The following is a 23,860-nucleotide window of genomic DNA, read 5'->3' as shown; positions in this document are numbered from 1 at the left end:
CGAGCCGGAACTACCTGCTCAGCGAAGCGGGATCCCGGCTCGACGAGCGGCTTGCTGACCGCCGAGCACCGGCAGGGAGAGGTGACTGACCTGGGTGTTGACCGTGATGGTCGGTCGCGATGCCAGCGTTTCGGCCGAGTAGCTGCGGTAGCTGCCGACGAGGATGACGCCGATCCGGTTGCCGGCGGAGAAGACGTAGTCCTCCGGCAGCAGGGGAATGCTGATCTCGTACATCTGGCCGGGTGTCATGGGCTCGGGCGCCGCGACCGAGTTGCGGTTCTGCCCGTCGCGGATCCCCTTGGTCACCCGCCATTGCGTGACGTTGGTCGGCCGGTACGCGACGGGCCGGTAGCACCCGTCGTCGAACGGGCTCGACTCGCCGTAGCACTCCTCGGGCAGCGTCGTCTGGAGGATTCCGTCGCCGGTTCGATTGTTCTGCGTGCTCGGTCCATACTCGACGAGCATCGCGCCGAAGTAGGCCCCGTCGAGGCTCGACGACGCGGTCAGGTTGATTTCGGGGGTGCCGGAGATACGCAGGTCCTCGGCCAGCGGCGGGGACAGGAAGGCCAGGCGATTCCCGTTCGGCTGGTCCGGGTTGTTGATCATCGCGGTTTCGAGTTGGCTGGGGTTGTCGACGAATGAACGGGTCGTCGGCGCGCCCCCGGCGGGGGTGAGTGCGAGTTGCCCGGCACTGTCGGCGCCGGGACGCAACCACATGTTGACGTTCCCCGTACGCGGGATCGGCCAGTCGGCGTGCTGCTCCCAGACGCCGACGGACGGTTCCACATCGACCTTCGGCTCATCCATGATTCCGTTGCTGATGCCGTGGAGCCAGTAGTCGAACCAGCGGTGGAGCGTGTCGACCCACACGTCCCGGCGGAAGTCGAACGGATCGATGTGACCGACCCGGCCGACCCACAGCTTGCGCGGGATGTCGTACGTCTTCAGCGCCTGCCAGAACTTGCTGAAGTGGTCGGCCCGGACGTTGTCGTCCTGGATGCCGTGGACGAGGAACACGCTGGCTTTGACGTTCGCGGCGTCGTCCAGGTAGTTCCGCTCGTGCCAGAATGGCGTGTAGTCGCCGTGCTCGTCCCCGTCGTTGGCGCCAATCTCATTCCAGACCGGCGCACACCTGGCTTGACGGGCCGGGTCGTCAGCCGTGATGGTCCGGGCGAGCGACCCGAGGTAGTTGTTGCCACGCGTGACGATGCCGTTGCCGCGGGTGTAGTCGTAGTAGTTGTACGGCCCGGCGATGGGAACAACGGTGGACAGGCCGTCAACGCCGGACACCGCTGCGGCCATCGCCAGCGACCCGTCGTACGACTTCCCGATCATCCCCGACTTGCCGTTGTGCCAGTCGACCACGACCGGATCGCCGTTGGAGTCGTGCGCGTTGCGCCGGCCGTTGAGCCAGTCGATGACTGCCGGTCCGGAGGCGTTCTCGTTTGCGCCCTGAATCGTCGGGCAGCCGGTGGAACCGGCCGTGCCGCTCATGTCGACGAGTGCGACGGCGTAGCCACGGGGCACGAAGTAGTTGTCGTAGAACAGCGGCCAGCGGTCGAGAAGGCCATCACCATCGATATCGGCCTTGAGTTCGGATTCGTTCCCCCGCCCCAAGGTGGCGTAGTACGGACTGTTGTCGATGATGACGGGCACCTTCAGGCCCTGCTCGGTGGCAGCTGGGCGGATGAGGTCGACACGGATGACGTCCTTGACGCCGTCCCGATCGCTGTCGAAGTCGGTATCGACCCAGATCCGTTCGCGGATCGCATCAGCGTAGCCGAACGCCGGCTGGGTGACTCCGCCTTCCACGACGATCGTCGGTGTCTCGACCCGCTCGGCGGCCGCCGGCGCCGTCACGGCTAGCAGCGTAATCGCTGCGCCGACCGAAACGATCGCCCTCATGTTTTCCCTCCTCATCCGGCCCGTGGGCAGCACTCACCCGGCGCGCCGACTCGATTAATATCCGCACGCTACGAAAAGGCCGATTGATCGTCATCAGGCAGATGCACGAAGTCCGTGGCGCGCCGCATAGACATCTGCCGAGACAGGTTGTGGCTCGAAGAAGTCGGCGGCGAGGAGAGCCTCGGCCTGGCAGCGCAGGACGCCGTCCGGCTGTCTGACGTCCGCTCGGGTGCCGGGTCGATGCCGGCGTCGGCGCGGATCTCCAGGGCCGTCGATGCGCCGGTGTCCCATGAGCTGTGCTCCGGTGTCCTACCGCGGCCCCACTATCCTGTGCCGGTGATCAGCACCAGGGTGCGTGTGGCGGTGGCGGCCTTCACGGCCGGGGCAGCATTGGCCGGATGCGCCCGCGAGGGGTCGGACCGCCCGGCGGCCGAATGGAAGCCCCCGGCCGCGACGACGTCGAGCGCCACGGCATCGCCGAGCGCCACCGAGCCGGGCGTGGCCCCGCCGGTCGAGCTGCGGCTGGCTTTCGCAGGCGACGTACACTTCACCGGCCGCACGCTGCGTCTGCTCGACGACCCGCAGACGGCCTTCGGCCGCATCGCGTCGGTGCTCGGCGACGCCGACCTCACCGTGGTCAACCTCGAGACGGCGGTGACGAACCGCGGCACTCCGCAGCCCAAACGCTATCAATTTCGATCGCCGGAAACCGCATACTCGGCGCTCCGCGCCGCGGGGATCGACGCGGCGTCGATCGCCAACAACCACACCCTCGACTACGGCCAGGTGGGGCTGCTGGACACCCTCGACGCGGCGGCGGACGCGAACTTCCCGGTGTTCGGCGCGGGGCGCAACGCCGATGCGGCGTACGCACCGTGGCTGAGCACCGTGAAGGGTGTGCGGATCGCGGTGCTGGGGATGTCGCAGGTGCACGAGCTGGCCACGCAGTGGAAAGCAACGGAAACCCGGCCGGGAATCGCGATGGCCTTCGACGAGGCTCGGGCCGTCGCCGCCGTGCGAGCAGCCCACGATCAGGCCGACCTGGTGATCGTCTTCATGCACTGGGGCGCCGAGGGCAACTCCTGCCCGACGGGGGAGATGAAGACGTTCGCCCGCCAGATCGCCGCCGCCGGGGCGGACATCGTGATCGGAACCCACGCGCACACCCTGCTCGCCGACGGTTGGCTGGGTAAGGCCTACGTGCACTACGGGCTCGGCAACTTCCTCTGGTACGGCGACTCGCACAGCACCGACTCCGGGGTCCTGCGGCTGACCGTGCTCGGACGGACGGTGACCCGCACCGAGTTCCTGCCAGCGACCGTGTCGGGCACCGGGCAGCCCGTGCTCGTGTCCGGCGCCGCCCGGCAGCGGATCGAGGACAAGATCGCCACGGCGAAGAAGTGCACCGGCCTCACGACGAAGCGGCCTTGACGCCGTCACCAAGTCTGCTCCGGCGATTACCACCCAGCGGCGCTCGCCGTGTTGCGTGGGCCGCCGCCGGGTGCACGATCGCCGTCAGTTCCGGGTACAGGTCTTCGCCAGCCGGCAGGCCGCCTCCTCGGCAACGCGCCGCTGCGACTCGGCGAGCTGGGCGTCGGTCAGTGACGCCAGGTCACCCGAAGGCAGCGGCGCGGGCGTGGCGGGAGCCCCCGGGCCGTACTGGGTGCCGACGCCGTTGCCGTTGACGCCGGCGAGGGTGCCCCAGCGGTACGTCGAACCGTCCGCGCGTTGCAGGCAGGGCGGCTTTTCCCCCTTGAGGTCGCCCGTCCCGGCGGCCCGGTAGAGGATGTTCTGGCCGGTGCCCAGCATCGCCACCCAGGCGTTCGGCCCGGGGGATCACCTCGTACACGTTGATGGCCTGCCAGTTCGGGATGTCCTGGTAGCAACTCCACCCGAAGTCGATGGACCCCTCACCCGGAGACCTGTGGCACAGGACACGATCGTCGGCTTGCCGCCCCAACTGCGTGATCATGTAGCCTGACCTGCGTGAACACTGCGCCGTTGCTGGACCGGACCCCGCTCGCGGTCCGTGTCGTCGCCGCGCGCCGTATCTGTTGTTGTTGACGGTCTGACCCCCCGGCCCGCGCCCGTGGCTGCTGCGCCACGCTGCCCGCGCGACGTCATCAACGTCTGATCTGCCCTCATTTGTGAGCCTCAATCACCGCGTCCCGCGCTCGCGCGACGCAGGTTTCGTCTGCCTGGAGCAAGGACATGACCACTCACCGCAGGCCCTCGCCTGGCCTACCCTTCGCCCGCCGGTTGCGCCCGCTCGGCGCGCTCGCGGCCATCATCTCCCTCGCGGTGCTGCTCGCCGCCTGCGGCTCGTCGACGAGCCCCGGGTCGACGGGCGCCGCCGACCCGGACGCGACGATCACGGTCGGTTCGCTGAACGAGCCGACGACGCTCAACACGGTCAAGGGCGGCAACACCGGGCACGCCCAGGTGCTGCTGCGCAACGTCGTCGAGGGGCTCACCGTGCTGACCGACGAGGGCACGGTCGAGCCGCTGCTGGCCGAGTCGTGGGACGTGTCGCCGGACGGCACGGTGTACACGTTCCACCTGCAGCCCGGCGTGACCTTCTCCGACGGCACCCCGCTGAAGGCCAGCGACGTGGTGGCCGCGCTCAAGCGGGTGACGTCCGACGAGTCGACCAGCGCCCGCAAGAAGAACCTCTCGATCATGAAGACGGTCGAGGCGCCCGACGACGCCACCGTCAAGGTCACCCTGTCGACGCGGTCGCAGTCGTTCCTGTTCTACCTCACCAGCACCGGCGCGGCTGTCACCAAGCCCGACGCCGGCAACCCGGAGACGACGGTGATCGGCACCGGCCCCTACACCCTGACCTCCTGGAAGCAGGGTGACTCCATCACGCTGACCCGCAACGACAGGTACTGGGGCACGAAGGCCAGCAACAAGCAGGTGGTGTACCGCTTCTTCAAGGACGCCACCGCCGAGAACAACGCGCTGCTCGCCGGCCAACTCGACCTGGTGACCCAGGTGTCCTCGCCGGATGTGCTCACCCAGTTCGAGAACCGGCCGCAGTTCTCCATCGTGGAAGGCACTTCGACGACGAAGGAACTGTTCAACTTCAACGACGCCGTCGCCCCGTTCAACAACCCCGACGTACGGCACGCCATCCGGCAGGCCATCGACCGCAAGGCGCTACTGACGGCGGTGTGGGCCGACCGGGGCCAGGTCATCGGCTCGATGGTGCCGCCCACGGACCCCTGGTACGAGGACCTGACCAGCATCGACGACCACAACGTGGCCGGCGCCAAGCAGCTGTTGGCCAAGGCCGGGTACGCGAACGGTCTGTCCTTCACCGTCGACTACGTACCGTCGGACGCGGTCACCATCATCGCGCAGGGGCTGAAGGGCCAGCTCGCCCAGGCCGGCATCACCATCACGCTGAACCCCGTCGACGACGCGACCTGGACCGACAAGGTCTACAAGAACCACAACTTCCAGGCCACCATCATGACCCACGTCAACCAGCGCGACCTGGTCTGGTACGGCGATCCGACGTTCTACTGGCAGTACGACAACCCGCAGGTGCAGCAGTGGGTCAGGGACTCCGAGACCGCCGCGACGCCCGACGAGCAGACCGCCCTGCTGAAGAAGGTGGCACGGCAGATCTCCGAGGACGCGGCGAGCGCCTGGCTGTTCCTCGACCCGGCCATCAAGGTCGCCAGCACCTCGGTCAGCGGCTACCAGAAGAACAACACCACGGACAGCTTCCATGTCGCGCCGATCACCAAGCGCTAGGCGATAAGCGTGTTCAGCTACCTCATCCGTCGGGCCGCCTGGCTGATCGGTTCGCTGTTCGTCGCGGGCTCGGCGGTGTTCTTCCTGCTCCGGGTCCTACCGGGTGACCCGGCCGTCACGCTGCTGGCGGTCGGGTCCTCCCCGGACCAGATCGACGCGATCCGGCACCAGCTCGGCACCGACCGGCCGGTGCTGGCGCAGTACGGCCACTGGCTGGGCGACCTGGTGACCGGGAACCTCGGGGAGAGCCTGTTCACCCAGCTGCCGGTGCTCGATCAGATCGCCGGCCGGCTCCCGGTCACCGTACCGCTGGCGCTGAGCGCGTTCGTGCTGTCGATCGTCGTGGCCGTACCGATCGGGGTGTTCGCGGCGGTACGGCGGCGGGGCCTGCTCGGGGTGGCGGTGTCGACGCTGGCGCAGCTGGGCATCGCGCTGCCCGTCTTCTGGGTCGGGATCGTGGTGGTCTGGCTGGTCGCGGTGCAGTGGCGGGCGCTGCCGCCGGGCGGGTTTCCCCGCACCGGCTGGGAGGACCCGGGAGCCGCGCTTCAGTCTCTGGTCCTGCCGGTGGCGACGCTGACCATCGCGCAGGGGTCGGTGCTGGTGCGCTACGTACGCTCGGCGACGCTCGACGTGCTGAGCCAGGAGTACGTGCGCACCGCCCGCTCCCTCGGCTACAGCCTGCCGCGGGCGCTGTGGCGGCACGGACCACGCAACGGCGCCGCAACCGTGGTCCAGATCCTGGGCATCCTGCTGGCCAGCTCACTGCTGGGCACCGTGGTCATCGAGAGCGTCTTCGCCCTGCCCGGCCTGGGCTCCCTGCTGCTGGCCGGCGTGCAGGCCCGCGATCTGCCGATCGTGCAGGGCACGGTCTTCCTCATGACCGCGACCGTGCTCGTGACGGGGCTCGTCGTGGACGTCGTGCAGCGGCTGGTCGACCCGAGACTGAGAGCACGGACATGAGCACACCCTTGGTCGAAGCGGTCGAAACGATCGAGGCGCTCGACACCCCCGCCCGGCGACGCCGAGGCTGGCGCTCGCCGTCGTTCGTGGTCGGCGCGGCGCTGCTGTTGGCGGTTCTCGCCCTGGCGCTGGTGTCGCTGGTCTGGTCCCCGTACGGGCCGGACCACACCGACCCGGCGGCCCGGCTGGCCGGCCCGTCCGTACAGCACTGGGCGGGCACCGACCGGCTGGGCCGCGACCAGTTCACCCAACTGATGCTCGGCGCGCGTACCGCGATGTGGATCGGGCTGGCCTCGGTCGCGGTGGCGTTCGTCATCGGCGTCCCGTTGGGCCTGCTCGCGGCGGCCGCCGGCCGGTTCGCCGAGAACGCCGTCGTCGGCGTGATCGACATCGTGATCGCCTTCCCGACCCTGCTGTTGGCGATGCTGCTGGTCACCGTGTACGGCGCGTCGACCGCGGTCGCGATCAGCGCGATCGGGATCGGCGTCTCCGCCGAGGTGGCCCGGCTGACCCGGATCTCGGCGAGCCGGGTGTTCACCCAGGACTACGTACTCGCGGCGCGTACCTGCGGCACCGGGCCACTGATGATCCTGGTCCGGCACGTCCTGCCCAACATCTGGCACACCCTGCTGGTGCAGGCCGCCCTCGCCTTCGGCATCGCGGTCATCGCCGAGGCGTCGCTGTCGTACCTGGGGCTCGGCACACCGCCGCCCGCGCCGTCGTGGGGCCGCATGCTGCAGGAGGCGCAGTCGACGGTGAGCGTGGCCCCGTGGAACGTCCTGCTGCCCGGCCTCGCCGTCGCCGTCACGGTCGTCGGGGTCAACCTGCTCGGTGACGGCCTGCGGGAAGTCCTCGACCCGCAGCTACGGCAGGAAAGGCAGGCAGCGGACCGATGACCGTCCTGGAGACCACCGGGCTGACCATCACGCTCGACGGGCAGCCGCTCGTTCGCGACGTCTCGTTCGGCCTCGCCGCCCGCGACCGGGTCGGCCTCATCGGCGAATCCGGCTCGGGCAAATCGCTGACCGCGTTGGCACTGCTGGGACTGCTACCGCCGGGCATGCGCACGAGCGGCCGCATCCTCATCGACGGCGACGACCACCTCGGCGCGCCGGACCGGCAGTGGCGCCGGGTCCGCGGCCGCACCGTCAGCATCGTGTTCCAGGAGCCCCTGACCGCCCTGGACCCGCTGATGCCGGTCGGCCGCCAGATCGCCGGGCCGCTGCGGCTGCACCAGGGCCTCAACCGCAGCGACGCCGAGCGCCGCGCGATCGAGTGGTGCGACCGGGTGCACCTGCCCGACCCGGCCCGGCTGGCGCGGGCCCTGCCGCACGAACTCTCCGGCGGCCAACGACAGCGGGTGGCCCTGGCGATGGCCCTCGCCTGCCGGCCCCGGGTGCTCATCGCCGACGAGCCGACGACCGCGCTGGACGTGACCGTACAGGCGCAGATCCTCACCCTGCTCGACGAGCTGATCGAGGAGACCGGCGTGGGACTGCTGTTCATCAGCCACGACCTGCCGGTCGTCGCCGGACTGGCCCGCCACCTCCTGGTCATGCGCACGGGCCGGTTGGTCGAATCCGGCCCGGTCGACGACGTGCTGCGCCGGCCCCGCTCCGACTACGCCCGGCAGCTCGTCGCGAGCGCCGCCAGGGTGACCCGGCTGGCCCGGCCCAGCGTACGCAGGGAGGACCGATGAGCGAACCGATTCTCAGCGGGCATCAGCTCACCCGATGGTTCCCGGGCCGCACCCACCCGGCGCTCGACGGAGTGGACGTCACCGTGCGGCGGGGGACCAGCCTCGGGATCGTCGGCGAGTCGGGCGCCGGGAAGTCCACCCTGCTGCGGCAGCTGCTCGGCGTGGACCGTCCGACCTCGGGCGAGATCCGCTTCGCCGGCCAACCCCTCGACCGGGTCCGACACCGCGCGTTCCGTCGACAGGTCCAGGTCGTCTTCCAGGACCCCCGGTCGTCGCTGAACCCCCGCATGTCGGTCGCGTCGATCGTCGCCGAGCCGCTGCGCTCGCTGCGCATCGGTACGGACCGGGCGGCCCGCGCCGAGCGGGTCGCCGAGGTGCTCACCGCGGTGGGGCTGCGCCCGGAAGACGGACGGCGCTACCCGCACGAGTTCTCCGGCGGCCAGCGTCAGCGCATCGCCATCGCGCGGGCGCTCGCACCGGCCCCGCGGATCCTGCTCGCCGACGAGCCCGTCAGCGCCCTCGACGTCTCGGTCCGGCTGCAGATCATCGACCTGCTCAAGGATCTCGTCGACCGGCTCGGGCTCACGCTGGTGCTGGTCTCGCATGACCTGGCGATCGTCAGCCAGCTGTGCCAGGAGGTGCTCGTCATGCGCCACGGCCGCGTCGTCGAGCGCGGCCCGACCGCGGACGTGCTGACCAACCCCGCCGCCGAGTACACCCGTGCCCTGCTGGCGGCCATCCCGCAACTGCCGCTCGACCTGTTGGAGGAACCGTGACCTTTGTTGATCAGTGGCGGACCTGGCACGCCGAACGCGAGGCGGCCGTGTCGGCGCCGGGCGGGGACCTCTCGCTGACCGGCACTCACTGGCTGGCGGGGCGCACCCAGATCGACGGGATACCCGGCACCTGGTGGACCGACGGAACCGACGTACGGGTGTCCGGCGTCGAAGGCCTGCTCGTCGACGGCGTACCGGTCGCCGACGGCGTGCTGCGCCCCGACCAGCGACTCATGGCGGGCGACGTCGAGCTGAAGATCATCCGCCGCGGCGGCGACCTGGCGGTACGGACGTACGACCCGCACGCGCCGGCGGTGCGCCGGTTCGCCGGCATCGACGCGTACCTCCCCGACCCCGCCTGGGCGGTGACCGCCGAGTTCACCCCGGCCGGCGCCGACCGGACGGTGCGCACCGAACACAGCCACTCCGACCGGCTGGCGGACTACCCGATCGTCGGCACGTTCACCTTCACCGTTGACGGCCAGCACGCCGAGTTGGTCGCGCTGTACACCGGCCACGAGGGCGAAGCGCACATCACGTTCCGGGACGCCACCAGCGGACGCGAGAGCTACGGCGCGGCCCGGTTTCTGTTTCTGCCGCTGCCGGCGACGGCGGGCCCGGTGACGCTGGACTTCAACCGCGTCACGTTGCCGCCGTGTGCGTTCTCCGATGCCTTCATCTGCCCGCTGCCGCCCCCGGGGAACGTGCTGCCGTTCGCCGTCCGGGCCGGCGAGAAGGCAGTGCGTGATCAGCCAGCCGGCCAGGCGCCCCTTTCGGACAGCTGACGAAGGCGGTCGGAGGATCGAGCCGGCCTGTCACCGGTGTTCACGAGTACATCAGGTGCAGCGTCATCCCGGCGTCGGCGTGCGCCAGGTTGTGGCAGTGGTTGGCCCACATTCCGGGGTTGTCGGCCAGGAAAGCCACCTCCCAGACGTCGCCGGGGCGTACGTCGAAGGAGTCCAGCCACAACGGACTCCCGGTCGCCGGCTCTCCGTTGCGGGACAGCACCAGGACGTGATGGCCGTGCAGATGCCACGGGTGCACCACGAGGGATCGGTTCACGATCGTGAACGTGACGATGTCGTCGAGGCGTACGACCTGGGGCGGGATGTCCGGGTCGGCGGCGCCGTTGACGGTGTGGGCGTACCGGGGAAACAGTCCGTGCAGGTCGAGGCCGCGGTCGAGGACGAGGGTGAACTCCCGGTCGAACCGGGACCACGGCACCGGAGAGGCGACGCCGTAGGTGAGCGGATCCAGCACCGGCCACGCGCCGGTCGCCGCCGACACCGCTCCGGTCGAGTAGACGGCCCGTCCGTCGACGAACAGCGCCACCGGCGTGGCGGGCGCGGTGAACACCAGGTCGTAGCGTCCCCCGGCCGGGATCAGCACGGCGGTGTCCACCAGCGGCGTCGGGCCGTTCAGGTCGGATCCGTCGATCGCGGCGACCCGGAACCGGGTCCCGGCCAGGGCGTACCGGTGGGTGGTGCTGTCGGTGTTGATCAGCCGCAGCCGCACGGGCACCCCGGCCCCGACGGGTTCCGTCCTCGGTGTGGGCAGCGGACGGCCGGAAAGGGTGTGCACCGGCACCGTGATGTCGACCCCGGTCACCGGTGCCGGACGCACCACCAGCACACCGTAGAGCCCCATCCGCACGCCGACGTCGGACACCGCATGCGTGTGGTACCAGTACGTGCCGGCCTGATCGGCGCGGAACCGGTAGACGAACTCCTGTCCGGGCAGCACCGCCGACTGCGTCACGCCGGGCACCCCGTCCTGGCTGTTCGGCACGTCGTACCCGTGCCAGTGCAACGTGACGCCCCGCGCGATGTCCCGGTTGCGCAGCGTCACCTCCAGGACGTCGCCGACGGTGGCGGTCAGCTCCGGCCCGGGAACCTGCCCGTTGAACGCCCACGCCGCGACGTCACGGCCGCTCACGCGCACCGTGGTGGTCCCGGCCGTCAGGGTGAACCGCCTGGTCGCTTCGCCCGCGGTCCGCGCATCCCCGGGCTGGTGATCATGCGGTACGGCGGGAGCGGCGCCCGGGGCGGCGGCCAGCCCGGTTCCGGTCACCAGCGCCGCGACCGCCACCACGACGGCCGCCCGGAACACCACCCGGGACGGGCGCGCGCCGAGGACCCGCCACGAGACGGCGGTCGCCGCGACGACCCCGGCCACCGCGAGCAGTCCCGCGCCCGCCGACGCCGGGTAGCCATGCAGGACCGTCACGAGCAGGGCGCCGCTCTCGGCGTACCCGGCGAAGAGAAGCGGGACCGCGACGGACCGGATGTCGGCCCTCGACCACTCCAGCTCGGCGCGTCTGACGCCGCGCCGCGACCTGGAGCAGTCGCCCCGCAGCAGCCGCGGCCCGGCGACGACCACCGCCGCGAGCGACAGTGGGGCGGCGATGAGGACCTTCTCCGCCGCGAACCACCAGCCGGCCCGGGCGAGCGCGGTGATCGTGATCGCGCGGGCGAACGTGGCGAGCAGCGCGAAGGCGGCCAGCCCCAGGGCGAGCCGGCGGTGCCGGGCGGCCGACGCGGCGCCGCCGCCCAGCCACCCGGCGACCTCGAGGACCGCGATCACCAGGTCGGCCGCGAGCAGCGACCCGACGGTCATACCGGCTCTCCTTCCCGGACGGCCACCTGGGTGACGCCGGCCGGCGCCGGTTGGGCCAGCTTCCGCGCCGCCTGGTGGACGCTGACCACGACGTGCACCGCGATGATGCCGTTGAGCGCGTGCAGCCCGGCGATCGTCAGACCGAACGGAGTGCTGACACCCGCCGCGTCGGTGGACGCGTTCGCGAGCATGGCGATGAGCGCCTGCAGGACGACGAGGCCGAGCGGCAGGATCGCCAGCCCGACGAGCCGGCCCGGCGCCTTGGCCAGCACGGCGAACAGGGCGGTGAGCAGGGTGAGAACAGGGATGACCGCCATCCCGGTGACGCTGTGCAGGGCAAACGCGCCCTCACCCGCGGGTTTGGTGAACGCGCCCACGGCGGCGAAGACGAACTGCAGGACGAACGCGACGAGCAGCACAGTGGTGACGATGACGAGGGCCTTGCGCATGGTGACCTCCTACAGATGAGCGGGGGACAGGGCCTGGGCGACGTGATCGGTGGCCGTGATCGCCCCGTACGCGACGAGCCGCACGAGGTCGGCGTCGTCCGGATGGGACAGCCGCCACAGGGCGACGTCGCCCGCCCGGATCGCGCTGGGCGCGAACGCCGCCAGCAGCGCGATCCGCGTCCCGACGCGGTCCGTGCCGGGCAGGTCCCGGATCAGATCGGTGGCCCACTCCGCGGGCCGGGCCGGGTACCGTCCGTCCTCCCATCGCACGGTGGCCGTCACGGTCTGGCGCGCCACGTCGCCCAGGAGCTCGCCGCCCTGCATGGCGGCCCTTTTCAAAGACGCGTACGCGACGCCGACCGGGCTGTCCCCGGCCCAACCCGGTGGCGCCGCCCTGCCGGGGCCGAGGAGCGGGAGGCTGCGGCCGGCCTCCTTCGGCTCCCGAGCCGTCCTCGCGTAGAGCCGGCCCCCGACCGACCGCACCACCGCAGAGCGCTGCAGCCCGCCGGGCAGCAGGTCCGGGTCGAGCAACGCCGAGACGATCCGGTTGACGAAGTGGAAGGCGAGCAGGGTGCCGGTGACCTCAGGCCCGTGCGGGCTGGACCAGTCGGCGGCTACGGGGCTGCGGCTTGCCTCGGCCCAGGCGGCGAGCTCGGCGTACCTCGGCTCCGATGGGGCCTCGCCCCGGGCGATGACCTCGGCCAGCTCGTGCTCGCCGAGCGCGTGCAGCAGCATCACGTGGGCGTCGACGCAGAACCGGCAGCGGTTGGCCCGGGACACCGCCGACGCGACGAGCTCGCGGTCGACCCGGGACACCTCCCCGGCGAGCAGAGCTTCGCGCATCAGCGCCCAGGTCGCGGCCAGCACCTCCGGAACGGCCGAGAGCGCCTGGAAGGTGGGCACCGGCCCGAGGAACTCGTCCCGCAGCTGCCGGTACACCTCCGACGTGAGACCGGTCGCCGCCGACGCCCTCGCGGGAGTGAAGAAGCGGTATGTCATGGGCTCGATGCTCGCCTCGGCGGACGGAGAAAACGTCGTGCCGCCGCAGGCACTTGCCCAACCGCCGATACCGCATCCGCAGTACGCCCCAGCTACCGCAAACGCGGGATGCTCCCTGGCGACGGCCGTTCTACAGTGCGATCATGCGCCGCGATCTGCCGTACGCCCTCAGCGGCCTCGCCCTCGGCGTCCTGCTGCTCGGCAACGCCGCGCTCGCTCCGGACGCCGCACCGGTCCGGGCGACCGACGTCGCCCTGGTCCTGGTCATGGCCGCGGCCCTGGCGGTCTGCCGCCGGAACCCGGTGGTGGCGCTGAGCGTGGTGACCGCCGCCATGCTCGCCGTCCACGTCCGGGTGCACCCCGGGGTGTCCGCCGCGTTCCCCGTCCTCGGCGCGGTCTACGTCGCCGCCTGGCGCGGGCACAGATCGGCCCCCGCCCTGGCCAGCCTCGTCTTCCTCGGCGGCTTCCTGGCCCGCGACATCTCGGTCGCGTCCGCCGACCGGCCCGACCAGCAGATCGCCGAGCGGACCGCCCTGCTGCTGGGCTGGTTTCTGGCGGCCAACGTCGCCGGGCTCGTCGCACGGCAACGCCGGGCGTACCTGAGACAGGTCGAGCAGCGGGCGATCGAGGCCGAACGCACCCGCGAGGAGATGGCGCTGCGCCGCGCCGGAGAGGAGCGCCTGCGCATCGCCCGCGACCTGCACGACTCGCTGACCCACAGCATCTCGGTGATCAAGGTGCAGGCCGGGATCGCCGTGCACCTGGCCCGCAAGCACGGCGAGGAACCGTCGGCCGCGCTGCTCGCGATCCAGGAGGCCAGCAGCGCCGCCATGCGGGAACTACGGGCGACGCTGGGCGTCCTGCGCTCACCCTCCGACAGGGACAGCGTCGGGCTGGCCCGGGTGGGCGAGCTCGCCGAGCGGACCCGGGCGGCCGGCGTACCGGTGCACCTGACCGTCACCGGTCAGCCCCGGGACCTGCCCGTCGAGGTCGACCAGGCCGGGTATCGCGTCGTCCAGGAGGCCCTGACCAACGTTGCCCGCCACGCCGGCCCCGCCACCGCGCAGATCCACATCGAATACGCCCCGGCACAGCTGACCGTCTCGGTGACCGACGACGGCCGGACGTCGCCGGCCCGGCCGGTGACACCCGGGGTGGGCCTGCGCGGCATGCGGGAACGAGTCACCGGACTGGGCGGCACGCTGCATGCCGCCGGCCGCGACGGCGGCGGGTTCGCGGTACGGGCCACGTTCCCACTGGACGGTGCGGCATGACCGAGCGCTTGCGTGAGGTCCAGCCAGCTCAGTCCGCCACGGATCGTGGCGGCTCCGACCGCAGGGAGGAGCCGGCATGATCCGGGTTCTGCTCGCCGACGACCAGGCTCTGATGCGGGCCGGATTCCGGGCCCTGCTCGACGCCGAGGACGACCTGGAGGTCGCCGGCGAGGCCGCCGACGGCGCTTCGGCCGTCGAGCTGTCGCGCCGCCTGCGGCCCGACGTCGTGCTGATGGACGTGCAGATGCCGGGACTCGACGGCATCGAAGCCACCCGACGCATCGCCGCCGATCCCGACCTCGCCGCGGTGCGTGTCCTCATCCTCACCAACTACGGGCTCGACTCGTACGTCTTCGCCGCGCTCCGCGCGGGTGCCAGCGGCTTCCTCCTCAAGGACGCCGACCCCGCCGACCTGCTGCAGGCCATCGCCGTCGTGGCTCGCGGCGATGCGCTGCTCGCCCCGGCGGTCACGCGTACGCTCATCAGCGAGTTCGTCGCCGGACCGCCGCCGGCCGACCGGGCGGCCGGACGCGATGTGCTGACCGCCCGCGAACAGGAGATCGTCGAGCTCGTCGCCCGGGGGTTGGGCAACGACGAGATCGCCGAGCGCATGGTGATCAGCCCGTTGACCGCCAAGACACACGTCAACCGGGCGATGACGAAGCTGCACTGCCGCGACCGTGCCCAGCTGGTCGTGTGGGCGTACGAGTCGGGCCTGGTCACGCCGCGTCGCCGGTGACACCACCTCGCCGTGCGCGGACGACAGCGGGCGTGCCCGGGGTCGGCGCACCATCGACCAGGGCGCTCAATCGGGCGGCGGACTCGTCGGTCAGACGGTAGACGCCCTGGAGGCTGACGGCGCGTTCGAGACGGCCGTTTACGACGTACTTCAAGGTGCGTTCTTCTCCGCGTCGGTTGCGCCAGGTCAGCGTGCCGAGCAGGTCGCCGGGAACGGCGACGTCGAAGCGGACCGGTGTCGCCTCGACATGTACCGGGCTCGCCCCGCATCCACCGGAGCCGAGCATCGCCCACGCGTCGTGGCCCGGATAGGCCGGATCACGCCATGTTGCTGGAGCGGGGCCGCAACAGTCACGCTGGTGCTTGTCGACGACGCGGAGACGGCTCACCACGTAGACCACGCACCGGTTGACGTGCAGCGCGAAGACATCGTCGCCGACACCGACGCTGGTCCAGCTGGGCAGAGACTGGTGCACTCCGCTGAATGCCACCGGGGGGCGTTCGCCGACACGATGTCTGCGGAGCTCCCGGCAGACGTCGTGGGTCCACAATGTGGTGAAGGCAGCCGACATGGCCGTGATCATAGAAGCGACGACTGACAGCCCCGATCCATCGCACGGCGTGCTGCGGCGACGGGATTTGAACCGCGGAAAACCCACCCGCTGCCTGGCGCGTTTTCTGGAGCTCGGTTGGCAATGCACGTGGCGGCCCGGCGAGGTGCGACGCGAGATGAGGGCAGGCACCTGTGTGATCCAGGTCACCGCCTCGCCTCTCACTGGGCCACCCGCCCGACCGTCCACTGTGCGAGTGAGCTGGCCGGATCTGCGACTCCGGCAGTCCGGAGTTTCTCGTCCCGCCGGCCCCGGTCCCGGTGCGCCCACCGCCCGCCTGCCGACGGGGGCCGGTCGTGTCGGTCACTACTGTTAGCGTGCGCTGCGTTGTTGATCGTGGCCAATTCGTCACGATATCTGGCTCTTGCCACTGCGGAGGGTATTCCTGATGGGCTGGCTGCCGGTGGGAGACTCGCACGAGATCTCTCTCGTGGACGGAAAGGTGGCGGCCCGGTCCACCGGCCCACGGGCCACCGGTCGTCCACTGAAGACGCTGCCGAAGGTGCTGCGGGACAACCCCGAGGTGGACCGGTTGCGCCAGCTCGCCCAGTGGCTGGACCGGCACACCGCGGAGTGCCTGGCCAAAGTCGACGCCTGGGTGGTGTCCTCGCTACCGGTGCCGACCGGGCTGCTGGCCCGGATCTGGCCGGATCCGGCCTGGCGGGACGCGCTGCGCGACCTCGTGGTGCTCGGCGACGACCCGGCCGAACCGGGCTTCCTCCGGGACGTCACCGCCTCCGGTGACCTGCGCATGGTCAACCTCGACGGGGAAACCGTCCGGCTCTCGCCGGCCAGCGCCACGCTGCCCCACCCGGTGCGCCTGCCCGACCTCGTCGACCTGCGCGAGTTCGCCGACGAACTGGACGTCACCCAGCGGGTCGAGCAACTGCACCGAGGCACCTGGGGCAAACCCGCCGACCTGAAGGAGCGTGACACCACGATCACCGACTTCCGCGGCACCACCGTCCCCAACCGGCTGGCCGCCCGGGCCGCCACGCTCGGCTTCCGGGTCTCCGGCTCGCGGATCAGGTGCCGGGTCTGGGAGGCCGGCCGCACAGTCGAGGCCGCCATGTGGTTCGACGAGGACTACTGGGACTCGGAGGCGACTCTGGGCGTCCTCTCGTGGTCGGTCGTGGACGGACCGACGCTGCGGTTGACCGAGGTCGGGCCGGTGGCCTGGTCGGAAGGAATGCGGATGGCGACGGCCCTGTCCGGCGCCGTGACCGGAACGGGGAAGAAGGCGTGACCGGGATGACGACCATGTCGGGCGAGGACTCCGCCGAGAGCCTGCTGGCCGCCGGCGCGGTGCTGCCGATCGACACCGCCGGAGCCGGCGACCGGGCGGTGCCCCTCACCGCCCGCACCTACCGGCACCCGGCCCTCGACGACCGGCCGGTGGTCCGCCTGGTCGACGCCGCCCTCGGCGAGGGCGAGGACATCGCCGTCGGGTTCCTCGGCCTGGCACCGGATGCGGAGCCGGCCGTCGTCGGGCTGGGCCAGCGCCGCCCGTTGGCCTTCCCCGAGTGGGTGCTGGTACACCACCCGGCGGACGGCCGGCACGCGTTGGCGGTGGTGCCGGAGTTGCAGAAGCTGGCCAAGCAGGTACGGTCGCGGCCGAAGGCCGCCCTGGACGGGCACCAGAGAGTCGCCGACCGGTTCGCCCGTACGCTGCCGCACTTCCTGCCGACGTTCTTCGAGCAGGCGGCGCGGGTGTTCCTGGCCGCCGGGCAGGACACCTACGCGACGCAGCTGTTCAACAAGGCGCGTAAGGCGGAGGCGCAGCACGGCCTGCCGGTCGACCTGAACCGGCTGGACGAGGTCTACGTGGAGTTCGCGTCGGCCAAGGTGGTGTCCGCGACCGCGTTGGCCGGCTACGCGAAGGAACTGTCCGCCCAGTTGTCGGCCGACGAGGCGCTCGACCGGTTCTGCCGGCTGGCGCTGCGGGCCGCGGCCGCCGGCGTCGTTCCGTCCACCCAGTCAGGGAGCGCGGTGAACCGGCTGGTCCGGACGGCCACCAAGGCCGCCGGCAAGGCCGGCGCCGCCGCCGTCGCCGACCGCGAGGCCGCCTACCTGGCCGAGCTGCTCCGGCTGCCGGTGGCCGCCGAGGCGCCGGCCGGCTGGTGGAAGGCGCACCTGCCGGCGGTGACGGCACTGGCCGGCCGCGACCCGGCGATCCGCGGCAGCCTGCTCGACCTGATGCCCACCGACCGGGACAACCTGGTCACCTGGCTGGGCCTGTTGACCGACACCGGTGCGCTCGCCGGACTGTTCGACCCACACGTCCCGGGCCCGGCCCGCCCACAGGACGGCTCCGTCGGCTGGCTGCGCCGCTTCGTGAGCCGCGCCAACTCCGGCCACTACCGCCGCCGGGTGCCGGAGCTGTATCCACTCGTCGAGCGGATGGCCGACCGGCTACGCGCCGAACTGACCGGCAGCGGCGAGACCCTCGCCGCCGACGGCGACCTGGACCTGCTCGACCTGCTGCTCGCCCTCGACCTGCCGGTGGCCCCGCCGAAGGAACGCGACGCCCTGGACCTGGCGCACTGGGTCGAGGTCGAGGGCGACCGGGACCTGCTCGCCGTGGCCGGCGACGACCGGTTCACCGCGGCCCTGCGCCGGGGCCTCGACCAACTCGACGACCAGCCGCCCGCCCTGCGCCGGATCGTCGAGACGCCGGGCATCCGGCCGTTGCTCACCGACTGGCTGCGGGCCCGGATCCGCGACCGGTTCGCCACCGGGCTGCCCTACCTGCCCGAGTCGGTGGACTGGTTGGGCCGGCTCCCGGTCGAGGCGCTGCGCCTGGTGTTCGACGACCTCGACCGCTCCGGTGACCCCGGCCGGGGCGGCGACCTCGGGCAGACTCTCGGCGTTGACCTCACCGAGCACGTCGCCCGCAGCCTGCGCGGCGGGATCATCGAGGAACTGGGCTGGCCGGACTGGGAGCTGGCCTGGCAGGAGGTGACCGGCGGCGACCACCGGGTGGAGGTGACCCGGCAGGAAGCCTGGCCGTACCTGATCGTGGGCGGGCCGACCAGGGTGCGCGTGCTCGGCGCCGAGGGCATCGTGCTCCGCCACGACCTGCGCATCCCGGCCGGTGACCTGTGGGGCCAGCCGGGCTACCACTACGTCGACGGCCAGTTGCTGGTCTACTGGGAGTCCCGGGCGCTCAGTTACAACCTGCGCGGCTACTGGCACTCGTCGCCCGGCGAGCCGCAGCCCATCCTCGGCGACACCCGCGGCCTCCAACGGCGCCGGAACGAGATCACCCTGCCGCTGCCCGCCGGCGGGCGGACCACCGGCGGCGGCGTGGTGCACGCCGGTGACAGCGCGGTCCCGTCCGAGCTGCCGGTCATCACCGACGGCACCTCCTACTGGGTCTACCGCCACAACGAGGACGACGGCAACTACGGCTGGCACGAGTACGACCCCGCCAGCAACACCCACGGCCGGCGCAGCCTGCCCGGCTTCCTCGGCGACCTCCCGGCCGACGGAAGCCACCTTCAGGAGTCGGCGAGCTGGCTGCGGCCAGCCCTGTCCGGCCGGGCCACACCGGCCGCCGTTCCGGTGGACGGTCTGCTCGGTTGGCGGGTGGTCACCCTGCCGGACGGCTCGGTACGCGGCGAGGACCTGGCCGGCCGTACCGTCACCGTGGCCGCAGGGCAGGAGCCGATCGCGGCGCTGGTGCTGCCCGGCGACGACCGACCGCGAGCCGTCCTCAAGGGGTTCGTCCTGGTTGACCCGGACGGGGTGGTGACGGCTGCCGACGGACCCCCGTCCAGCCGGGCCTACACCCCCGGCATGGTCCCGCTGCCGGGAGAGAAGTTCCTCGGCAACATGCTGCCCCGGGACCCGGCCGGCTCCGCCGCCCTGCGCCGGATGGACCGGGACACCGTCGCCGCGCTGCTCAAGGTAGCCGTCGACGAACGCCTCGCCGTCCTGGCCGAGAAGGCCGCGCGGGCCGCAGCCCGGGCGACGACCCGATCGGGTCTGACCGCGGCCACGCAGGCCATCACCGGCCTGCCCGTCGCCGTCCCGGCGCACCTGGTCGGCGTACCGGCCGGCTCCGCCGGCTCCGGCGCATCCACCACCGGTGCCACCGACGACGAAGACGACAAGGACGCACTGGTCGAGCTGGTCCGCTCGACGTTGCCGGCGGTCAGCCACGACGCGGTGCTGGCCGGGGTGGCCGGGGCGCTGCGGCTGGCCGCCCGGGTCCGCACCGACCTGGACGCGGTGACCGAGCGGCTCACCAGATCGCTGTCCGCCCCGAAGACGGTTTCGCCGGCGGCCACCGCGGCCGGGCCCACCGACAAGCAGCTCACCGGGGCGCTGGACGGCCTGCGCGGCTCGGCCTACGGGGGGAGCAACTCGCCCCAGGTCTTCACCCAGTTCCAGGCGTTCGCCGCCCAGCGGTCCGCCATCACCGGGCACGAACCCGGCGTACGGCTGCACCTCGACGGACCGTCGCTGCCGAACGCTCTGGACTGGTGGCCCCTGCTCGGCGGCGTCGCCGCGGTCGCCTACCGGGCCGTCGCGGCGGTCACCCTCGACGAACACCGGGAGACGCTGCGCGCCCTGCTCACGGAGCTGGACCGGCTCGACCTGAGCACGGCGGCAGAGCCGACCCGGTGGCGCCGGTTCACGCTGCACCTGCTGGACGACGACCTGAACAACCCCGACGGCACTCGCCGGTACCCCAGGCCGGGCATCCTGCCGCTGCCCGACGGGGCGTTCATCGCCGTCCTCAATTCCAGTGGCACGGCCACCGGCTACCTCTTCGACGCGCTGTACCACGACCCGGCCGGCGTGTTCGCCGTGCCCGAGCCATACACGGTGCAGTCCTCGGCTCCGGTCGGCGACGAGCGGCCGGCCGGCTGGCTGGCCGGCTTCCTCACCGAATGGGCGGAGCGCGGCCCGCTGCCCTGGCGGCCGGACACGGCCGAGCGGTTCGCCGAGCTGACCGGCGTCACCGCCACCGCCGCGAAGCTGGTGCTGGCCGGCCTGCCGTACGTGGACTCGGCGCAGACCATCCCGACCGAGCTGCGCAAGGCGCTCGGAGTCAAGCAGGTCGCCGAGGTCAAGGTGGCCTTCGGGATGCTGAACGAGGCCCGCCCGGGGGTCCGGCGGGCCGTGGTCTCGGCGCTGCTGCCGGACGACCCGGCCCGGCTGTGGGCCGACGGCCCGGACGTGGCCGCCGCCGCGGCGGTCTGGAACACCGCCCTGGGGCGCCGGGTGGTGGTGCCCGAACAGCTGCTCACCGAGGCGGTGCGCGCGATCCGGACCGGCTGGGGACCCGCGAAGGCGTTGCCGGCGCTGCTCGACCCGGCCCGTTCGGTCGAGCTGAGCACCGACCTCGCCTTCCAGATCAGGGGCGACCGGGCCCGGCAGGTCGACGGCCGCGCGACGGGCTTCACCGGTGAGGTGCTGCGCTCCACGGTCGCCCTGGCGGCCTGGGTGGCCCACCACACGCCGGTCGGCGACCCGTGCCGGGCCGCGCTGCCGGCCGCGTTGGCCGCGATCCGGGACCGGCTGACCAACCCCGGCCTGCTGCTCGACCTCGACCAGTACGTCTCCCTGCCCACCTTCCGCCAGGTGGCGGGCACCCCGTCGGAGACCGGCCCTGGCTGGGAACGGTACGGCGCCATCGTCCTGGCCACCTCCGACAACCAACCGTCGCCCGCGCTGCGGCCGGACCTGCTCGACGCCGAGGGGACAGACCCGTACCTGCCGGCGCTGCGGCGGGACGCGGCCAAGCCGTACCCGACGGAGGCGGCCCTGCGCCTGGTCCGCGACCCGCGCTTCGCCGCGCTGCTCGGCGATCCGGGGGAGCCGGACGGCGGCGCGCGGGCGGCGGACGGGACCTGGTGGCCGCAGGATCCGACCCGGTCGGTGCCCGACCTGGTCGCCGAGGTGGCCGGGCAACACGGCCTGGGCGTGGACGCGGCGGCGGTGTACCTGATGCTGCTGGCCATGCCGGACCCGACCGACCGCAACACGGCGAAGTGGACCGGCTGGAAGCCGGCCCGGCTGAAGGCGGCCCGCGCCGAACTGGCCGGCAGCGACCTGGTCGTCGAGGCCAGCCGGTCCCGGGCCGGCCGGTCGCTGTTCCTGCCCGGCCCGTGGCTGGAGCGCGGCAGCGGGCAGGCGCCGATCGAGGGCTGGAAGGTCGCCCTGTTCGACCTCGCACCCGACGGTACGGCCGGGCTCGGCGTGACCGTGCCGTTCGAACCGGTCGCCGACCTCTTCCGGCGGGCCTGGCAACGCCTCGGCGACGGCGACCGGCCCCGGTTCGACAACCTGCCCACCGGCGGCACCCACCGCTGACCCCGGCCCGTGGGCGGGGACGCGACGGCCACGCCGGCCGTCGCGCCACCACCCCACCGCCGACCCCTGTCCCGACCACCTGTCCGCACCAGAGAGATCGAGGTACATCAGTGACCGTGACGGAACACGTCCGCCCCACCGCGGCGCCGGAGACCGCCGCCCAGGTCCTCTCCGCCGAACAGCGGTACGCCGACGAGCTGGCCTTCCTGGCCGCGTACGACGACGGGGCCCGGCCACCGGGCTGGGCGCTGACCCCCCGCGTCGTGGTCACCTTCATCCAGGGCAGCGACGGCGAGGCCTTGAAGCTGCCCGCCGATCGGCGCACCGGCCCGGGCGGCACCGAACTGCCGGCCAGCATGACCATCCCGGCGAAGTTCGTCGGTGAGCGGAGCCTGGTCGAGCGGTGCGTGGTCACCCTGGCCGGTGAGCGGGGACTGCTGCTGGTCGGCGAGCCCGGCACCGCCAAGTCGATGCTCTCCGAGCTGCTGGCCGCCGCGGTCTGCGGCACCAGCGCGCTGACCGTGCAGGGCACCGCCGGCACCACCGAGGACGCCTTCCGGTACGGCTGGAACTACGCCCTGCTGCTCGCCCAGGGCCCGACCCCGCAGGCGCTGGTCGACTCGCCGGTGCTGACCGCCATGCGCACCGGCCGGGTGGTCCGGATCGAGGAGGTCACCCGCTGCCTGCCCGAGGTGCAGGACGCACTGGTGTCCATCCTGTCCGACCGGCGGATGAACGTGCCCGAGCTGGCCGGCACCGAGGACGGGCTGATCCGGGCGGTGCCCGGGTTCACCGTGATCGCCACCGCCAACCTGCGGGACCGGGGCGTGTCGGAGATGTCCTCGGCCCTCAAGCGCCGATTCAACTTCGAGACCATCCACCCGATCTCGGACGCCGACACCGAGACCGACCTGGTCCGCCGGCAGGCCACCGCCGCCGTGCAGCGCGCCGGCGCGCCGTACGCAGTGGACGACGCGGTGCTGGACGCCCTGGTCACCGTGTTCCGCGACCTGCGCACCGGTCGGTCGGGCGAGGGCTGGGACGTGGAACGGCCCGGCACGGTGATGTCCACCGCCGAGGCGGTGCAGGTGGCGGTGTCGCTCGGCCTGGCCGCCGCGTACCTGCCCGGCGGGGACGCGCTCGACCTGATGCCCGGGCACCTGCTCGGCGTGGTCCGCAAGGACGACCAGGACGACCACGCCCGGCTGCTCGGCTACTGGGACGGCCCGGTCCGCCGCCGCGCCGAGGACGGCTCGGCGATGTGGCGCCGGCTCTGGGACCTGCGAGAGAGCCTGCGTTGATTGCTCCCCACGTCTAAAGGCGGGGGATTCCTGGCTCAGGCAGCACGGCATCGACTCCGAAGGAGCCAAGGACGTGTCTTACACCGTCGGCACCAGCTCGATTCAAACCTGCCGAGGCAAGGATCACCCTTGCGGCGTTCCGGTCGCGGTCTGCGACGTGATCGCAGGACTCGCAGCGGAAGACTCGTTCGGACAGCACCAGCCGCTGCTTGGCTTCGACCACGTTCAACTGCTCGTCACGATCGACCCGCAGTTCGGCATCCACCGTCTAGTCAAGGCCATCAAAGGCCACTCGTCACGGCTGCTTCGTCAAGAGTTCCCCACGTTGAAAACCCGTCTGCCGACCTTGTGGACCAACTCCTATTTCGTGGCCACCGTCGGCGGCGCAACCCTGGAGGCTGTCAACCGCTATGTCCAGAATCAACGCAACGCCTGAACGCCCG

At 71.9% G+C, this 23,860-nt stretch carries 19 protein-coding genes and 1 pseudogene; 13 read left to right on the top strand and 7 right to left on the bottom strand.

The annotated features are described in order from the left end of the window. Window positions 1-18 precede the first annotated feature (18 nt). The gene (locus ABZ570_RS07850) at window positions 19-1,905 is read right to left on the bottom strand and encodes a CocE/NonD family hydrolase (protein WP_358058542.1); all 1,887 of its coding nucleotides are present in this window, start codon (window positions 1,903-1,905) and stop codon (window positions 19-21) included. A gap of 240 nt (window positions 1,906-2,145) precedes the next feature. Here ABZ570_RS07850 and ABZ570_RS07845 point away from each other — a divergent pair, with 240 nt between their 5' ends. Next, window positions 2,146-3,336 carry a CapA family protein gene (locus ABZ570_RS07845; protein WP_358058539.1) on the top strand — a complete coding sequence of 397 codons (1,191 nt, stop codon included), beginning with the start codon at window positions 2,146-2,148 and terminating at the stop codon, window positions 3,334-3,336. 84 nt (window positions 3,337-3,420) lie between these two features. Here ABZ570_RS07845 and ABZ570_RS07840 read toward each other — a convergent pair whose 3' ends face one another. Next, entirely contained in the window at window positions 3,421-3,714 is a 294-nt protein-coding gene (locus tag ABZ570_RS07840; RefSeq protein WP_358058536.1) for a hypothetical protein, read from the bottom strand. Window positions 3,715-4,116: 402 nt separating this feature from the next. Here ABZ570_RS07840 and ABZ570_RS07835 point away from each other — a divergent pair, with 402 nt between their 5' ends. Genes ABZ570_RS07835 through ABZ570_RS07810 form a run of 6 tightly spaced genes read left to right on the top strand, consistent with a single transcriptional unit; the run spans window position 4,117 to window position 9,890 of the window. Beyond that, window positions 4,117-5,670 carry an ABC transporter substrate-binding protein gene (locus ABZ570_RS07835; protein WP_358058533.1) on the top strand — a complete coding sequence of 518 codons (1,554 nt, stop codon included), beginning with the start codon at window positions 4,117-4,119 and terminating at the stop codon, window positions 5,668-5,670. Window positions 5,671-5,679: 9 nt separating this feature from the next. Then, complete coding sequence (locus ABZ570_RS07830) at window positions 5,680-6,630, top strand: ABC transporter permease (RefSeq protein ID WP_358058530.1); 951 nt, start codon at window positions 5,680-5,682, stop codon at window positions 6,628-6,630. Continuing rightward, window positions 6,627-7,526, top strand: coding sequence for an ABC transporter permease (locus ABZ570_RS07825; protein ID WP_358058527.1), 900 nt, complete (start codon window positions 6,627-6,629; stop codon window positions 7,524-7,526). Before ABZ570_RS07830 ends, ABZ570_RS07825 begins: the two co-directional genes overlap by 4 nt. After that, window positions 7,523-8,329: an ABC transporter ATP-binding protein gene (locus ABZ570_RS07820; RefSeq protein ID WP_358058524.1), complete on the top strand. Its 807-nt coding sequence runs from the start codon at window positions 7,523-7,525 to the stop codon at window positions 8,327-8,329. Before ABZ570_RS07825 ends, ABZ570_RS07820 begins: the two co-directional genes overlap by 4 nt. After that, window positions 8,326-9,105, top strand: a complete 780-nt coding sequence (locus ABZ570_RS07815; protein WP_358058521.1) for an ATP-binding cassette domain-containing protein — start codon at window positions 8,326-8,328, stop codon at window positions 9,103-9,105. Before ABZ570_RS07820 ends, ABZ570_RS07815 begins: the two co-directional genes overlap by 4 nt. Further along, window positions 9,102-9,890 carry a DUF1684 domain-containing protein gene (locus ABZ570_RS07810; RefSeq protein ID WP_358058518.1) on the top strand — a complete coding sequence of 263 codons (789 nt, stop codon included), beginning with the start codon at window positions 9,102-9,104 and terminating at the stop codon, window positions 9,888-9,890. The genes ABZ570_RS07815 and ABZ570_RS07810 overlap by 4 nt, the downstream gene beginning before the upstream one ends. A 40-nt stretch (window positions 9,891-9,930) precedes the next feature. Here ABZ570_RS07810 and ABZ570_RS07805 read toward each other — a convergent pair whose 3' ends face one another. The 3 genes from ABZ570_RS07805 to ABZ570_RS07795 are packed head-to-tail and all read right to left on the bottom strand — an operon-like array spanning window position 9,931 to window position 13,169. Next, window positions 9,931-11,721: a multicopper oxidase family protein gene (locus ABZ570_RS07805; protein ID WP_358058515.1), complete on the bottom strand. Its 1,791-nt coding sequence runs from the start codon at window positions 11,719-11,721 to the stop codon at window positions 9,931-9,933. After that, entirely contained in the window at window positions 11,718-12,170 is a 453-nt protein-coding gene (locus ABZ570_RS07800; protein ID WP_358058512.1) for a DUF6220 domain-containing protein, read from the bottom strand. Before ABZ570_RS07800 ends, ABZ570_RS07805 begins: the two co-directional genes overlap by 4 nt. A 9-nt stretch (window positions 12,171-12,179) precedes the next feature. Continuing rightward, window positions 12,180-13,169 (bottom strand): carboxymuconolactone decarboxylase family protein, encoded by a 990-nt coding sequence (locus ABZ570_RS07795; RefSeq protein ID WP_358058509.1) that lies wholly within the window; start codon window positions 13,167-13,169, stop codon window positions 12,180-12,182. 143 nt (window positions 13,170-13,312) lie between these two features. On the opposite strand from ABZ570_RS07795, the gene ABZ570_RS07790 reads away from it, so the two are divergent. Both ABZ570_RS07790 and ABZ570_RS07785 read left to right on the top strand, forming a co-directional pair. Next, a complete protein-coding gene (locus ABZ570_RS07790) occupies window positions 13,313-14,443 on the top strand; it encodes a sensor histidine kinase (RefSeq protein ID WP_358058506.1) in 1,131 nt (376 codons plus the stop codon). Between the two features lie 76 nt (window positions 14,444-14,519). Then, window positions 14,520-15,182: a response regulator transcription factor gene (locus ABZ570_RS07785; protein ID WP_358058503.1), complete on the top strand. Its 663-nt coding sequence runs from the start codon at window positions 14,520-14,522 to the stop codon at window positions 15,180-15,182. Here the strand turns inward: ABZ570_RS07785 and ABZ570_RS07780 are convergent. Continuing rightward, window positions 15,163-15,753 (bottom strand): hypothetical protein, encoded by a 591-nt coding sequence (locus tag ABZ570_RS07780; RefSeq protein ID WP_358058500.1) that lies wholly within the window; start codon window positions 15,751-15,753, stop codon window positions 15,163-15,165. The genes ABZ570_RS07785 and ABZ570_RS07780 overlap by 20 nt on opposite strands. A 427-nt stretch (window positions 15,754-16,180) precedes the next feature. On the opposite strand from ABZ570_RS07780, the gene ABZ570_RS07775 reads away from it, so the two are divergent. From ABZ570_RS07775 to ABZ570_RS07765, 3 genes are all read left to right on the top strand, one after another. Continuing rightward, window positions 16,181-17,038: a DUF4132 domain-containing protein gene (locus tag ABZ570_RS07775; RefSeq protein ID WP_358058497.1), complete on the top strand. Its 858-nt coding sequence runs from the start codon at window positions 16,181-16,183 to the stop codon at window positions 17,036-17,038. Then, on the top strand, window positions 17,035-22,116 hold the full coding sequence (locus tag ABZ570_RS07770) for a hypothetical protein (RefSeq protein ID WP_358058494.1): 5,082 nt from the start codon (window positions 17,035-17,037) through the stop codon (window positions 22,114-22,116). Before ABZ570_RS07775 ends, ABZ570_RS07770 begins: the two co-directional genes overlap by 4 nt. 110 nt (window positions 22,117-22,226) lie before the next feature. Continuing rightward, window positions 22,227-23,417 (top strand): AAA family ATPase, encoded by a 1,191-nt coding sequence (locus ABZ570_RS07765; protein ID WP_358058491.1) that lies wholly within the window; start codon window positions 22,227-22,229, stop codon window positions 23,415-23,417. 13 nt (window positions 23,418-23,430) lie between these two features. On the opposite strand, the gene ABZ570_RS07760 is transcribed toward ABZ570_RS07765, so the two are convergent. Continuing rightward, on the bottom strand, window positions 23,431-23,616 hold the full coding sequence (locus tag ABZ570_RS07760; RefSeq protein WP_358058488.1) for a zinc ribbon domain-containing protein: 186 nt from the start codon (window positions 23,614-23,616) through the stop codon (window positions 23,431-23,433). Window positions 23,617-23,634: 18 nt separating this feature from the next. Here ABZ570_RS07760 and tnpA point away from each other — a divergent pair. After that, window positions 23,635-23,853 (top strand): annotated as a pseudogene (gene tnpA, locus ABZ570_RS07755) (IS200/IS605 family transposase); the annotation flags it as partial. Window positions 23,854-23,860: the final 7 nt, after the last annotated feature.

Source organism: Micromonospora sp. NPDC007271, from assembly GCF_040634005.1.
GTDB lineage: Bacteria > Actinomycetota > Actinomycetes > Mycobacteriales > Micromonosporaceae > Micromonospora.
The sequence above is the reverse complement of the archived record's forward strand: the minus strand, read 5'-3'. Positions and strand labels throughout refer to the sequence as shown.

Excerpts from the sequence above, each read along its gene's own strand:
- ABZ570_RS07850 (WP_358058542.1), bottom strand. The coding sequence starts at position 1,905 with ATGAGGGCGATCGTTTCGGTCGGCGCAGCGATTACGCTGCTAGCCGTG.
- ABZ570_RS07845 (WP_358058539.1), top strand. The coding sequence starts at position 2,146 with ATGCCGGCGTCGGCGCGGATCTCCAGGGCCGTCGATGCGCCGGTGTCC.
- ABZ570_RS07840 (WP_358058536.1), bottom strand. The coding sequence starts at position 3,714 with ATGCTGGGCACCGGCCAGAACATCCTCTACCGGGCCGCCGGGACGGGC.
- ABZ570_RS07835 (WP_358058533.1), top strand. The coding sequence starts at position 4,117 with ATGACCACTCACCGCAGGCCCTCGCCTGGCCTACCCTTCGCCCGCCGG.
- ABZ570_RS07825 (WP_358058527.1), top strand. The coding sequence starts at position 6,627 with ATGAGCACACCCTTGGTCGAAGCGGTCGAAACGATCGAGGCGCTCGAC.
- ABZ570_RS07820 (WP_358058524.1), top strand. The coding sequence starts at position 7,523 with ATGACCGTCCTGGAGACCACCGGGCTGACCATCACGCTCGACGGGCAG.
- ABZ570_RS07815 (WP_358058521.1), top strand. The coding sequence starts at position 8,326 with ATGAGCGAACCGATTCTCAGCGGGCATCAGCTCACCCGATGGTTCCCG.
- ABZ570_RS07805 (WP_358058515.1), bottom strand. The coding sequence starts at position 11,721 with ATGACCGTCGGGTCGCTGCTCGCGGCCGACCTGGTGATCGCGGTCCTC.
- ABZ570_RS07800 (WP_358058512.1), bottom strand. The coding sequence starts at position 12,170 with ATGCGCAAGGCCCTCGTCATCGTCACCACTGTGCTGCTCGTCGCGTTC.
- ABZ570_RS07795 (WP_358058509.1), bottom strand. The coding sequence starts at position 13,169 with ATGACATACCGCTTCTTCACTCCCGCGAGGGCGTCGGCGGCGACCGGT.
- ABZ570_RS07790 (WP_358058506.1), top strand. The coding sequence starts at position 13,313 with ATGCGCCGCGATCTGCCGTACGCCCTCAGCGGCCTCGCCCTCGGCGTC.
- ABZ570_RS07785 (WP_358058503.1), top strand. The coding sequence starts at position 14,520 with ATGATCCGGGTTCTGCTCGCCGACGACCAGGCTCTGATGCGGGCCGGA.
- ABZ570_RS07780 (WP_358058500.1), bottom strand. The coding sequence starts at position 15,753 with ATGTCGGCTGCCTTCACCACATTGTGGACCCACGACGTCTGCCGGGAG.
- ABZ570_RS07775 (WP_358058497.1), top strand. The coding sequence starts at position 16,181 with ATGGGCTGGCTGCCGGTGGGAGACTCGCACGAGATCTCTCTCGTGGAC.